Below are 13,806 nucleotides of genomic sequence, written 5' to 3' on the forward strand. Positions count from 1 at the left end.
GAGGTGATGATATTTCTCCGCCTTCTTTCATCATGAATAAAACTTGTGCTGGATCGACCAGCTTCCACCATGTTCGATTTCCATCAGCCCGTGTGAAAACACCGGCATCTTCCGCTTATCTGTGGGTGATCCGGGATTGAACAGCAGCACTCCATCATGGTAACGCAAATAAGGGATATGAGAGTGACCAAAAATGATCATATCGACTTCCTCATTATCGAAGGCTTCCCTTGCTCTCTTTTCAGTGGTTTTACCTTTGCCGTCACCATGTACGATCCCTATCTTTACACCATTAATCAAACATACCCTTCTTTTTGGCAATATGTTTCTTATCTCCCGGTCGTCTACATTTCCATAGACCCCCACCAACTCTCCGAATCGCGCTATCTCTTTGTAAGACTCTGCACTCTGAAAATCCCCTGCATGGATGATGAACTCACTTTCCTGTATATCCTTGATGAGATTGTCGGGAAGCTTTCTTCTCCCCTTCGGCAGATGAGTATCAGAAAGCACTGTTATTTTCATTGTTCTCCCTCCTTGCTTCATGTTCTAAAACTGTCCTTTAAACATGTTTCAATATGTACATATGGTGGAATGATTGTATTATCAATCTTAAAAGAGGAGATCCTATGACTTTTTCACTGCAAAAACAATTCAGACAGCCTAAAGGCATCCTGGGATGGATGGTTGGCAAGGTAATGGAAATAGATAATCGAAAAATCAATAAATGGTCCATCAACAAGATGCCGATCCGGAGGGGGGACCATATTCTTGAAATAGGGTATGGACCGGGATATTGCATCCAGAAAATTATACAGAAATACCCCGGCTGCACGGTGGATGGTGTCGATATTTCCTCCACCATGAAGGAAGCCGCGGGTCAAAAGAATAAGGATGCAATCAAAAAAGAAAAGGTTCATCTCTTCGTACACGATATTTCTGAGTTCCAGCTTGAAGACAAACAATATGATCACATCTTTTCAGTAAACAACTACCCCCTGTGGTCTGACACGGACAAAGCCCTATCCCATTTATATCATATGTTGAAGCCGGGGGGAACGCTGGTGATAACGGTTCAGCCCCGAGGGGAAGAAGAAAAGGACAGCAGGGCGCGGGGCTATGGCAGGGAGATCAGTGAACGATTGACCTCCGCAGGATTTAAGAACATCGAGACATCCTACAAGAAAATACGTCCTTCATTAACTGTTTTGGTAAAATGCGAAAAATAATTTCTGCAATCTTTATCTTATCCATTAATCCATAAGAATTTTAAAAGAGAAGGGAATAAGACCCTTCTCTTTTAAAATCACTTACTTAACGCATATGTTTTATAACCGCCGCTTAGATTGCTTGCCTTAATTCCATTGTTTGTTAAGATTTTAACTGCCAAATACCCTCTTAACCCAACTTGACAATTGACATAAATATGCATTTCATCAGGCAGTTCCTTTAACCGTTCTCTTAGTTCCCCTAATGGGATATTAATTGAGCCTGAAATAAATCCAACTTCCCTTTCTTCAGGTTCTCTTACATCTATAAGAACGCCCCCATTGTTAACAATCTCATCAATTTCATGATGATGTACGAGACTCAAATCTCCACTCACTACATTTCCGGCAATATAACCCGCGATATTAACAGGGTCCTTCGCAGAAGAGTAAGGAGGAGCATATGCCAACTCAAGGTCGGCAAGATCCCATACTTTTAATTTCCCTTTGATGGCTGTCGCTATCACATCGATGCGCTTTTCAACACCTTTATATCCAACCGCTTGTGCACCGAATATTTCACCTGTTTTAGGGTGAAATAGCATCTTTATTGAGAGCTGGCTGCCTCCTGGATAATAGGAAGCATTGGAATATGGGTGTATATGCAGAGCTTCATATTCTACACCCAGACGTTTAAGTGATTTTTCATTATTCCCTGTAGAAGCAACGGTCAGTTCGAATACTTTTGCTACAGACGTACCCAGGGTCCCTTTATATTCCGCTTTTCTGCCATTTATATGATCTGCGGCGAGGCGTCCCTGCCGGTTGGCAGGCCATGCTAGTGGAATCATTGCCGGTGTTCCTTGTATATAGTCTTTTACTTCAATCACGTCGCCAATGGCGTAAATATCCGGATCCTCTGTTTGAAGATGATTATTTACTGCAATTCCTCCACGCTCTCCTAATGTCAAACCTGCATTAATGGCAAGTTCATTTTCCGGACGCACTCCGATAGAGAGGATGGTGATATCACTTTTTAGTTCCTTTCCGCTCTGAAGTATGATTGTGCGCCCTTGATCTTTTATCGCTTTCACTCCATCATTGAGGTATAATTCGACCCCATTGATTTCAAGTTCACGGTTTACAATTGACGCCATCTCATAATCAATCGGAGCCATTACCTGACTTCCCAATTCAATCACGGAAACATTCATTCCGCGCTGTTGAAGATTTTCCGCCATCTCCAGACCAATGAATCCACCGCCTACGATCACTGCATATTCAGGCTTCTTGTCGTCGACCCAGGATTTTATTCTATCTGTATCCGGGATATTCCTTAGAGTAAACACATTTCCTGCATCAGTAAGACCTTCCAAGGAAGGAACGATTGGGCGCGCTCCCGGGGACAGGATTAATTTATCGTAGCTTTCCTCATATGTTTCACCAGTTTTAACTTTTCTCACGATTATCTTCTTTTGATCACGATCAATCTCTCTGACCTCATTGAAATTACGGATATCGAGGTTGAATTTTTTTGCCATCCCTTCTACAGATTGAATTAATAGTGCCTCCCGGCTGGAGATGACCCCACCGATATAATAAGGAAGTCCGCAATTTGCGAAGGAGATGTATTCCCCCTTCTCGATGATAATAATTTCATCTTCTTCACTTAACCGGCGCAATCTAGCTGCAGCTGTGGCCCCTCCGGCAACTCCACCCACGATGACAATTTTTTTCTTCATTATCATTCTCCTCTTTTCCCTTTCTTTTTGTTCAACATTTCACAAATTTAATTTAAATTCTGCTTACATCTTCATTATATGAAGATAGATAAGAAAAAACAATATACCCCTAGGTGTATATTTTGTGACAAATGTTTGCTTGTATTGGGATAAAAATTATCAAGTGCCTTAAAAACGAGATTGGGACAAAACTTAAAAGCCAATGTCTAAAGACGAACTTTTTAGAACGGAGTCTAAACAACGCTAATGATTTCCGTGCAAGACTTCGCTTTCCGCGGGTAGCCCGTGAGCCTCCTCGGTCGTACCTCCCTGCCGGAAGAAAAGCGGAAGGGCTTTGAAGAGAGGCGTGTGGCATAAGACGAATCAGCCACGAAGGCGTTCTTTGCCTTCTTGGTCGGTTTGGCTTATGACACGTGCCTCTAAGCCCTGTAGCTGGAAAGGTCTCACGTCCGCTACTTTCCCCGCAGGAGTGTTTTCGTCTTGCACTCCAATCAACCGCTGTAATTAGCTATATTCTAAATGCACAGTGAACAAATTAAAAAACCCGAACTAATTTGCTTAATCTCATACAAATTAGTTCGAGTTATACAAAGACTAAATCACTTTTGTCCCATCATCGCATCTTTAATGCCGCGGAAGTACTTACATTATGATTATTTTTTCAACAGAGGGTTCTCTTTCACAGCATCGATCAATTCTTTTATTTCATCAAGCTTATTCTCCTGAAGAAGGTCAATGACCCTGCTCCCCACAATGACACCGTCGCAGTTACGGGTCATCTCCCTCACATGGTCAGGTGTCGAGATGCCGAAGCCGGCGAGCACAGGCACCTTACTATGCCGTTTTAATACTTGCAGATGCTTTCCGATGTTCTGATTGACTTCGTTTCTTGCACCGGTCGTACCGTTAATCGTTACGGCATATAAAAATCCTTCCGATAGTCCGGCAAGCTCCCGGATCCTTTTTTCAGAACTCGTCAGCGTAGCGAGCTGGATGATAGCGATGCCATGTTCCTCGGCCGGGGAAGAAACCAGGTCCCTGTGCTCTGCGGGAAGGTCCGGAATGATAAGCCCGTCGACACCGGCTTCTTCACATTGAAGGAAGAAACGATCAATGCCATATTTGAAAATGGGATTGATGTAGCTCATGAACACTAGTGGTACCCCGATTTCTTCTCTTCTAGTAACGAGTTCATCCAGTACCTGTTGCAGATTCACACCATGTTCCAGGGCCCTATTACCCGCTTTCTGAATCGTAGGACCGTCAGCCACAGGGTCCGAAAAAGGAATCCCAACTTCAATTGCAGAAGCCCCGGCTTCTTCCAGGCGCTTCAACGTCTCTATGAAACTCTCGATTCCCCCGTCTCCAGCCATAATATAAGGGACGAAGAGTTTGTTCCCTTTATCCAGTTCATATTGGAATGTCTGTTCTAAAAACACCTTACCCATTCAGATGACCTCCTAACATTTCCTTCACTTGTTCTACATCCTTGTCTCCCCGGCCAGATAGGCAAATGACGACTGACTCATCCCGTTCCATCATCCCTGCCAATTTGACAGCGTAGGCAACTGCATGAGAGCTTTCAAGGGCCGGGATGATTCCTTCGGTCTGGGACAGTAATTGGAATGCTTCGAGTGCTTCCTGATCTGTGATAGATGTATACTTTACCCGCTCGATTTCTTTCAGGTAACTATGTTCAGGTCCCACACCAGGATAATCAAGCCCCGCTGAAACGGAGTGCGCTTCCTGGATCTGGCCATCCCCATCCTGAAGGAGATACATCAGACTTCCATGCAAAATACCTGGGGTCCCAAGCGTAAGGGTAGCCGCATGTTTATCTGTCTCGAGACCTGATCCTGCAGCTTCAACCCCGTAAAGATCCACACCCTGATCTTCGATGAACGGATGGAACATCCCGGCTGCATTGCTCCCTCCTCCTACGCATGCAACGATGGCGTCTGGAAGTGAATGTTCTACCTTGAAAAATTGCTCCTTTGTTTCCTTCCCAATCACACTTTGAAAATCTCTGACCATTTTCGGGAATGGGTGCGGACCGAGGACCGAACCGATGATGTAATGGGTGTCCTCCACGTTCGCCACCCAGTAGCGGAGAGCTTCATTCACTGCATCCTTCAGAGTTGCGCTTCCTGACGTGACACTGACCACCTTCGCCCCTAGCAGCTCCATGCGGAATACATTCAATTTCTGCCGCCTGATGTCCTCTTCGCCCATGAAAATCACACATTCAAGGTTCATTAACGCACAGACCGTGGCAGTCGCTACACCGTGCTGCCCTGCGCCGGTTTCCGCGACGATTTTTCTTTTACCCATCCGTTCTGCAAGCAGCGCCTGCCCAATCGTGTTATTGATTTTATGGGCACCGGTATGATTGAGGTCCTCCCTTTTCAGGTACAGTTTTGCCCCGCCTAACCGGTTTGTTAAGTTTTCTGCAAAATAGAGCGGATTTTCCCTGCCGACATAATCCTTTAAATAATATTGAAGTTTCTTTTGGAACGCTTCATCCTGGGATGCCTCCTCATATGCCGTCTCCAACTCTTTTACTGCTGTCATCAATGTTTCAGGTACATATCTCCCGCCGAATTGACCGAATGATCCTTTTTGATCCGGTTGTGCGTAAGTCATGAATATTCCCCGCTTTCTTCTTTTTGGAATGATTTTACTTCTTCAATGAATGCTTTGATCATTTTGCAGTCTTTTCTGCCGTTCCGTTCCACACCGCTCGAAACATCCACCATATATGGTTCCGTTTTCTTGATTGCTTCCGTGACATTCTCTTTCTTTAAACCGCCGGCAAGGATAATGTTATCCTTTAGGGATTCATAGTCTGATAGATATTCCCAGTCGAAAGTGGTACCATTTCCTCCCCTGAATGGTCCCTTTCCGCTGTCCACCAAAAGAAGTCCGCTGCCGTATCTCTGCAAGGCTTGCAGATCGCTTTTTTCCCTGATTGAGATGGCTTTAATAAATGGAATGGTAAGCTCCCTGCAAAATTCCGGTGTTTCATCCCCGTGCAGCTGGACATAATCGAGCTTCACCACATCCATCGCATATTGAAGTTCGCTCTCAGAAGCATTGACGAAGACCCCGATCTTCAGAATATCCTTCGGAAGTGAATCTGCTATGTCAGCAGCCTTCTCGAGCGTCACCCTCCGTTTACTTTCGGCAAATACGAATCCGACGGCATCGGCGCCTGCGTCTGCAGCCCATTTTGCTTCCTCCCGTTCCCGGATGCCGCACACTTTGACTTTTGTCATCGTCCTTCCCCCTTTTTCACCTGCAGGGAAGCCAGCACTCTGCCTGTATCATCACTTCTCATTAACGTTTCTCCTACGAGTACGCCATGTGCGCCAGCGTTAGCAGCCCGGATACAATCCTCGTCATGCCGGATCCCGCTTTCGCTGATCAGCACAACCTCCTCATTGTGAATCATTCCAGCCAGCCTTTCCGTCACATCAAGGCTGACTTCGAATGTCTTAAGATTTCGGTTGTTAATTCCTATGATTTTTGCACCGAGATCGAGTGCAGTCTTCATTTCTTCCTCATCATGAACTTCCACGAGTACTTCGAGCCCCTGACTTTCGGCGTAGTGGAAAAGCGACCGAAGAATAGGGCGTTCAAGGGCTGCCACAATCAGGAGGATGATAGTTGCACCCGCGTCCTTTGCGCGGTCAATCTGGATGGGATCAAGAATGAAATCCTTACAGAGGATCGGAATCGATACTTCCTCCCTGACCCTTGCCAGGTCTTCCATTTGCCCCTTAAAGAAAAGGGTGTCGGTCAAGACCGAAATGGCAGCCGCTCCGGCCCTTTCATATTCTTTTGCCTGCACGGGGGGATCCACCTCTGTCCTTATATCCCCCTTCGAAGGCGATGCACGCTTAATTTCCGCTATCACCCCAAGCTTTTCAGCCTTAAGCAATGCATCATATAACTTGTTAACATGAGGATTATCCGCGTTTTCATACCGTTTATATCCTGATTGTTTAAGGCTTTTGATTTCTTCCGCTTTCTTTTCTATTATTCTCTCAAGTATGTCAGCCACTTAGATCACCTGCTTCCTTTTCGATTGACTGTACTCCACGAGGGCCTGAAGGGCATTTATAGCTTTACCTGAGGCAATGCTGTCCCGTGCCGCTTTGACTCCCTCGGCAACACTTGACACACTGCCGTGGGCAAAAAGCGCAATCCCCGCATTGAATACCACGGTATCCAGATGGGCCCCTTCTTTTCCTTCCAGTACATCGCGAAGGATGGCGGCATTCTCGGAAGATCCCGCTCCCTTGATCATGCTGTTCGGATAATGAGGCATGCCAACATCTTCAGCTGTCAGCGTAAAGGACGTGATCCTGCCATTTTCAAGGAGGACAAGATGATTCTCACCTGCAAGGGAAGCTTCATCCATGTAGTCCGCTCCGTTCAGTACGACCGCCCTCCTTCTGCCAAGTTCATGGAGAACCCTTGCCATCGTCTCCAGTCGATCTCTCCTGTACACCCCGATCAATTGAGTCTCCAGCTCCACAGGGTTCGTCAACGGGCCGATCAAATTGAAGATGGTCGGTATTTTCAGTTCTTTTCTCACCTTCATGATCCTCTTAAGCCCGGAATGGATGTGAGGGGCGTAAAGAAACGCAATATTGCATTCAGATAGGAGATCATTGATCTCATCCGCCCTAAAATCCAGGGATATTCCTAAATGCTCAAGCACATCTGCACTTCCGGTTCTGCTTGAAATGCTCCTGTTTCCATGTTTGGCAACCTTAATCCCTGCCCCGGCCAGCACAAACGCGCTCGTCGTGCTGATATTGAAGCTGTGGGAACCGTCCCCTCCCGTCCCGCAGTTATCAAGGACGCCGCTCATGCTGCTTTTAACTGGCAGTGCTTTTTCTCTCAGCACTTCGACAAGCCCGGTGATTTCTTCAACCGATTCACCTTTCATTTTCAGGAGTGTCAGGAAACATGCAATCTGACTATCAGTCGTTTCCTCATTGAATAGCTGGTGTGCTGCTCTTCTCATCTCATCTTTTTCTAAAGAATGTCCGTTAGATAGCTTTTGCAGAAACTCTTTCACGGTTATTCCCCTTTCTCATCTCTTCTAAAAAGTTACTGAGTATTTTTTTCCCTGTCTCGGTGCCGATTGATTCCGGATGAAATTGAACACCGAACAGCGGATATCGTCTGTGCTTGATCGCCATGATCTGATTGTCATCCATAGAGGATGCGGTGACCTGGAACTGCTGCGGAAGGGATTCCTTTTCGACGACCAGCGAGTGGTACCTCATCACGGTGAGCGGCTGGGACAGATATTGGAACACCCCATCACCTTCATGTCTGATCAGTGATGTCTTTCCATGCATGATCCTTTCTGCAATCACCACTTTCGCGCCGAATGCAGCAGCTATTGCCTGATGACCCAGACATACCCCGAGAATCGGCGCACTAGCGTGAAGATTCTGTATAATTTCTATGCAGATGCCCGCATCTACAGGTGTTCCGGGTCCTGGAGATAAGATGATTCCCTCCGGCTTTAATTCCTGTATTCCCTCTAAGGTGATTTCATCGTTTCTTTTTATCAGGACATCCTCACCCAGCTCCAGTAAATATTGATACAGGTTATATGTGAAGGAATCGTAGTTGTCGATGAGCAGGATCATTTTCCCACCTCCAATAAAGATTTTGCTTTATTCATCGTTTCCTCGTATTCACTTTTGGGGTCTGAGTCATATACAATGCCTGCACCTGCCTGGACATAAGCTGTGTGATCCTTCAAAACGAGCGTCCTGATGGCCAGTGCGAAGTCCAGGTTTCCGTTGACTCCGAGATAGCCGATCGCTCCTGAATACACCCCTCTTTTCCTGCCTTCGAGCTCATTGATGATTTGCATTGCCCTGATTTTTGGTGCTCCGCTCACCGTCCCTGCGGGCAGACAGCTTACGAGTGCTTCCAGAGGTGTGATGCCATCTTTCAGAATCCCTTTTACTTCCGATACAAGGTGCATCACATACTTGTAACGCTCGACCAGCATATACTTCGTGAGCATGATGGATCCCCCCTCGCACACTTTTCCCAAGTCGTTCCTCCCCAGGTCGACCAGCATCCTGTGCTCCGCTAGTTCTTTTTCATCCGCAGACAATTCATGCTCCAAACGAAGGTCTTCATCGTCATTCGTCCCCCGCCTCCTTGTGCCTGCAATCGGGTTTGTCGTGATCTTCTTGCCCTGGACCTTGACCAGGCTTTCAGGCGAAGCCCCAAGGACGACATAATCCCCAAAATCGATATAAAACATATAGGGAGAAGGATTGGACTGTCGCAGGCGCCGGTAAAAAGTGAAGGAATCCCCCTTAAATGCGGCACGCATCCTCTGGGAAAGGACGACCTGGAAGATGTCTCCCTTCCTGATATGTTCCTTCGCTGATTTCACTTGCTGGATATAGTCCTCTTCTGAAATCTGGGATTCAAATGTCAGCCCGTTTAGCTCGACACTGTGGACCTCAAGAAAGACATTCGTTATTTCCTTCTCCACTTGAGTCAACTTCTCCTCAAGCTTCTCTTTGGACTCATCCTGAACCACCACAACCATTTTCTGCTCTGCATGATCAAACACGATGACCTTTTCATAAAACATCAGATGGATATCGGGCATATCCAGTTCATCCTCTGGAACGGATCCGATCTTTTCGTATTGGCGGATCACATCATATCCTAGATATCCGACCGCTCCCCCGGTGAACGGGAGGTCAATGTCCATTTGCTCAACATGCGGAATCAAATCCTGGATGATTTTAATCGGATCGCCTTCCCTCTCTTCCCTTTCTCCTGTTCGGTGTTTTAAGATCTCCACCCGGCTTCCGGCCGCTTTACATTCAAGATAGGGATCACAACCAACGAAGGAATATCTGCCTGACTGTTCATGCTTCAGGGAGCTCTCAAGCAGAAATTTCTTGGATCCCTTCAATGATTGAAAAAGCGAAATCGGTGTATACAAGTCGCCGTTCAATTCCTTCGCTGCATAATGTATTTCTCTCTGCTGGTTCACTTGCCATTCCTCCATTCAAAATAAAAGAGTAAGCTCCTTGTTCAGCCCCGACAAACGCTTCTGGACTGACCGGTGAAGTCGACCTTTGACTTCAACGGGCAGACCTAAACGTCTCGAGGGTCCAGGCGCTGAAGCTGGACAAATAAAAAAGTCCCCTATAAGCACAATAGTATTGTGCTTATAGAGGACGATGCTGACCGCGGTGCCACCTCAGGTTGGAGTAAGAAACTTACTCCCTCTTCTTTTCGAATACGGGGTCATGAAAACCCGATATTCTATCCTTATAACGGAGGAAACCCGTATGACCCTACTGCATTGTTCAAGTCATCTCTCATAAGTCCATTCATCTTAAGCTATCCTGCCAGGGTCTCACCTTTCCCGGGCTCTCTGTAAAGCTTCACTTAAGCTTACTACTCTTATTCTTCGATTTTCACGATTAAGTTTTTTGAAATAAAAAAAGGGCATCCCTATCCTTATAAAAAGGACGGGATACCCGTGGTGCCACCTTTGTTGACTGCTTCTCGCAGTCCACTCATCCGCATCGAAGCCGGCCGGCTTGAATGCGTGTCTTTTGTAACGATAAGACATTCGCCAAAGCCTACTCTCCCTAAAGGATTTCGGTTTGGAGGCTCGGAAGTCCATTCCCTGACGCATCCACACTGGTTCACACCACCCACCAGCTCTCTTCAGTGTCTGCAAAAGGTACTCCTCTTCGTCGAAGCCGTTCGCTCATTGAATTATTGTTTATTATACTAATTTGTTTTACACCGGATGTCAACAAAAAAATCTAATTTTGTTCAGCTTCTTAATTCCGCTTATGATTTCCGTGCAAGACTCCGCTTTCCGCGGGCAGCCCGTGAGCCTCCTCGTCACTGCGTTCCTGCGGGGTCTCACATTAGCTACTCTTCCCGCAGGAGTCTGCGTCTTGCACTCCAATCAACCGCTGGATATTTCCAGAATTAATTATAAAAACAAGACAAATAGAGTGCAAACTTTATTTAATATTCACCATTAATGAATCACAGACTGGAACGTATCCAATATCCATGTAAATTTTGTTGGAAGTTGGATTCTCCAGGTCTGTGTAGAGGGTACAGAATTTATACTCCTCCAGCAGTTTGCTGCTTAAGCCTGCTACGACTGCGGAGGCATATCCTTTTTTCCTGAAGGGCTTTGGTGTGTAGACAAAATTTACGGTTATACCGTTGTCCGTCCATCGTCCGCCCCTTGCCATGGAAACAGGTTTTCCGTCAGTTTCCCAAAAGTACAGATAGTTTTCATTTGCAATCATATCTTCAGCACGTTCGAGTGCCTCACTTTCGGTGAGGGGACGCACTCCGGTTTCTACAGTGAAACATTTGATCCAATCAGAAAGGAGTGTAAGATGCCTTTCATCAGGCTGTATCAATTTTCCTTCAGGGATCTCGATTTCATTGACATGATCCAGTTTATAAATGCGCTGATCCATGCCGATCTCATGCTCGCAGCCTTTCAAATTGCACCAGGCCTGCGTAAGTTTTTCTGCAGAAACTTTTTCAGAGACGAACCCGGGTACCTCGATTCCTTCTTCACTGAGCAGTGTATTCAGCTCTTGTGCAATGGTGCTGTATTCATTGTCATTTATTTGGAGTACAGACACCAGGTTGTGCGGCGGTGTCATAATGAAGGCTCCTTTTATACTGCCGTCTTCATTCTCTGCGCTCACAAGAAGCGGGTTATTGTATCTGCTCCCCGATTTTATACTGTTCAACAGTCCAAGCGGCAGATTATTTTCAGCTTCCTTTTTTATCAGAAACGGATAGACTCTTTTGTAAAACTCATTGATATCCTTATATTTTGTCAGTTTCAATGTCAATTTCCTCACCCCTCTTTTAAAATTCTCTTTTACTATCTGAAATTCCTTTTATTCTCAGGAACATCGCTTTTTTAGTTCCGTTCAAGACCTAAAAAAATGGACAGCCTTTGAAAGACTGTCCGGAAGTACTCATTGAATACGTTTTTGTTTCGTCATCAATGATACTGATACGTAGACGATGAACGATATCAGGATCGGGATGACGACTGTGTTCATGTCCAGGTAGTTGGGCAGGAAGCTGTGGAACAGGATATAGGAAATCATCCCTGAAAGCATGGAAGCAAGTGCTCCATAGGCATTTCCTGTCTTCCAGTACAGCCCGAGGACGATCGGCCAGATGAATACGGCTTCCAGCCCCCCGAATGAGAATAAATTCAGCCAGATGATCAATTCTGGCGGGCTCAATGCCATTAGGAACACGGCAATCCCGATTAGCGACGTAACCGTCAAGCTCATCCTTTTCACCTTTTTTTCATCCGCATCCTTATTGATGAAATTCATGTATACATCTTTTACGATGGCTGAAGAGACAATCAGAAGAAGCGAGTCTACGGTGGACATGATCGCAGCCATCGGAGCCGCGAGGACGATGCCGGCAAGCCACGGAGGAAGTACTTCCAGGGCAAGCAGCGGCATGACTTTGTCGGCCACTTCCACCCCGGGCATCACCGCACGTGCCAGCACCCCGATCAGGTGCATACCGAGCATGATAGTCCCGACTACGATTGTCCCGATTACGAGGGCACGGTGCATAGAGCGGGAATTCTTATAACTCATCGCCCTGACAGCCACTTGCGGAAGACCGACAACCCCGACTCCGACCAGGATCCAAAATGATGATATATATCTTGCACTCAGCTCGCCATTCGCTCCATTTGGAGTCAGCAGGTTAGGATTTTCCGCCTTCAGATCCATCATGATGTTTTCCATTCCCCCGCCTGCAATGATCGTCGCAATCAACAGGATGATCGTTCCCACTAGCATGACGACTCCCTGAATTGCATCTGTCACAGCCACAGCCCTGAAGCCGCCGACGATGACATAAATCAATACGGAAGCGGCAAAGAGGAACAAGGCACTCTTATAAGACAGACCCGTCAACGATTCGATCAATCTCGCTCCCCCGACCCATTGGGCAATCATCGCAGAGAACAGGAAAATGATGATGGCGAGAGCGGAAAGAATCGTTATGTAATGGCTTTGATAACGTCCTTGCAAATAATCCACCAGGGTCACAGCGTTATATTTGCGTGACATGATGGCAAACTTTTTTCCGAGGACAAGCAGGACGAAATATCCGGTGACCACTTGGGACATCGCAAGAAGTACCCAGGATAAACCGTATGAGTAAGCAGCCCCGGGGCCGCCTATGAAACTGCTTGCGCTTCCATACGTTGCAATCATGGTCATGGCGAGGATGAAACCGCCAAGCTGCCTGCTGCCCAGGAAATAATCCTGAACGAAGGAATCTGCCTTTCGTATGTTTCTTGAGGAATAAACTCCCACAATAAAAATAATGACTAAAAATAAGATCATTGGCAATATGGCCATGCTATTCATGATATTCCTCCTCTTCATCATCAAAAGGAATATCTGTGAGCATATATCTGACAACGAAAATCACCAGCAGCACCATAAGCAGAAAACCAGCTACACAGCTGTAAAAAAACCATGCGGGCATTCCCAAAATCCAATCATATTCAGAAACGGGGCCGCCCCCGAGTCCAAACGCAAAGCCAAACCACCATAGAAAATTTATCACTGCCAGGACAATACCGATTATTGCTTCACGATGAGCGATATGAAATCTTTTGTCTTCTTTTTCACTCACTCTCTTTTCACTCCTTTATGATTAAGGCATACGCATCCATTTACAATTTACGACAGGGCAAAGTGAATTGCAATAAAAAAAGACAATCCCGGATTCTGCACTCCGGGATTGTCTTT

At 46.1% G+C, this 13,806-nt stretch carries 13 protein-coding genes and 2 other annotated features; of the genes, 1 reads left to right on the forward strand and 12 read right to left on the reverse strand.

The genetic code is table 11. The annotated features are described in order from the left end of the window. Nucleotides 1–30 precede the first annotated feature (30 nt). Nucleotides 31–525: a metallophosphoesterase family protein gene (locus tag AS034_RS03315; protein WP_058297530.1), complete on the reverse strand. Its 495-nt coding sequence runs from the start codon at nucleotides 523–525 to the stop codon at nucleotides 31–33. Between the two features lie 104 nt (nucleotides 526–629). On the opposite strand from AS034_RS03315, the gene AS034_RS03320 reads away from it, so the two are divergent. Further along, nucleotides 630–1,229 carry a class I SAM-dependent methyltransferase gene (locus tag AS034_RS03320; protein WP_058297531.1) on the forward strand — a complete coding sequence of 200 codons (600 nt, stop codon included), beginning with the start codon at nucleotides 630–632 and terminating at the stop codon, nucleotides 1,227–1,229. Nucleotides 1,230–1,306: 77 nt separating this feature from the next. Here the strand turns inward: AS034_RS03320 and AS034_RS03325 are convergent, their stop codons facing one another. The 11 genes from AS034_RS03325 to AS034_RS03380 form a co-directional block, all read right to left on the reverse strand. Beyond that, on the reverse strand, nucleotides 1,307–2,950 hold the full coding sequence (locus AS034_RS03325) for an FAD-dependent oxidoreductase (RefSeq protein WP_082641618.1): 1,644 nt from the start codon (nucleotides 2,948–2,950) through the stop codon (nucleotides 1,307–1,309). A 653-nt stretch (nucleotides 2,951–3,603) separates the two neighbouring features. Then, the gene (trpA, locus tag AS034_RS03330; protein ID WP_058297532.1) at nucleotides 3,604–4,398 is read right to left on the reverse strand and encodes a tryptophan synthase subunit alpha; all 795 of its coding nucleotides are present in this window, start codon (nucleotides 4,396–4,398) and stop codon (nucleotides 3,604–3,606) included. After that, on the reverse strand, nucleotides 4,391–5,593 hold the full coding sequence (gene trpB / locus AS034_RS03335) for a tryptophan synthase subunit beta (RefSeq protein ID WP_032088065.1): 1,203 nt from the start codon (nucleotides 5,591–5,593) through the stop codon (nucleotides 4,391–4,393). The genes trpA and trpB overlap by 8 nt, the downstream gene beginning before the upstream one ends. After that, entirely contained in the window at nucleotides 5,590–6,225 is a 636-nt protein-coding gene (locus AS034_RS22920; RefSeq protein ID WP_058297533.1) for a phosphoribosylanthranilate isomerase, read from the reverse strand. Before AS034_RS22920 ends, trpB begins: the two co-directional genes overlap by 4 nt. Next, a complete protein-coding gene (gene trpC / locus AS034_RS22925; RefSeq protein WP_058297534.1) occupies nucleotides 6,222–7,013 on the reverse strand; it encodes an indole-3-glycerol phosphate synthase TrpC in 792 nt (263 codons plus the stop codon). The genes AS034_RS22920 and trpC overlap by 4 nt, the downstream gene beginning before the upstream one ends. Then, on the reverse strand, nucleotides 7,014–8,039 hold the full coding sequence (trpD, locus tag AS034_RS03350) for an anthranilate phosphoribosyltransferase (protein WP_058297535.1): 1,026 nt from the start codon (nucleotides 8,037–8,039) through the stop codon (nucleotides 7,014–7,016). It abuts the gene before it with no gap. Continuing rightward, nucleotides 8,011–8,622, reverse strand: a complete 612-nt coding sequence (locus AS034_RS03355; protein ID WP_058297536.1) for an anthranilate synthase component II — start codon at nucleotides 8,620–8,622, stop codon at nucleotides 8,011–8,013. Before AS034_RS03355 ends, trpD begins: the two co-directional genes overlap by 29 nt. After that, nucleotides 8,619–10,004, reverse strand: coding sequence for an anthranilate synthase component I (trpE, locus tag AS034_RS03360; protein WP_244888124.1), 1,386 nt, complete (start codon nucleotides 10,002–10,004; stop codon nucleotides 8,619–8,621). Before trpE ends, AS034_RS03355 begins: the two co-directional genes overlap by 4 nt. Before the next feature lie 180 nt (nucleotides 10,005–10,184). Continuing rightward, nucleotides 10,185–10,437 (reverse strand) — a binding site (T-box leader). A 44-nt stretch (nucleotides 10,438–10,481) separates the two neighbouring features. Continuing rightward, nucleotides 10,482–10,732 (reverse strand) — a binding site (T-box leader). Between the two features lie 266 nt (nucleotides 10,733–10,998). Then, on the reverse strand, nucleotides 10,999–11,859 hold the full coding sequence (locus AS034_RS03370; protein WP_058297539.1) for a GNAT family N-acetyltransferase: 861 nt from the start codon (nucleotides 11,857–11,859) through the stop codon (nucleotides 10,999–11,001). A 129-nt stretch (nucleotides 11,860–11,988) separates the two neighbouring features. Continuing rightward, the gene (gene panF / locus AS034_RS03375; RefSeq protein WP_058297540.1) at nucleotides 11,989–13,419 is read right to left on the reverse strand and encodes a sodium/pantothenate symporter; all 1,431 of its coding nucleotides are present in this window, start codon (nucleotides 13,417–13,419) and stop codon (nucleotides 11,989–11,991) included. Next, nucleotides 13,412–13,690: a YhdT family protein gene (locus AS034_RS03380; RefSeq protein WP_058297541.1), complete on the reverse strand. Its 279-nt coding sequence runs from the start codon at nucleotides 13,688–13,690 to the stop codon at nucleotides 13,412–13,414. Before AS034_RS03380 ends, panF begins: the two co-directional genes overlap by 8 nt. Nucleotides 13,691–13,806: the final 116 nt, after the last annotated feature.

The organism is [Bacillus] enclensis, assembly GCF_001456935.1.
In the GTDB taxonomy this organism is placed as follows: domain Bacteria; phylum Bacillota; class Bacilli; order Bacillales; family Bacillaceae_B; genus Rossellomorea; species Rossellomorea enclensis.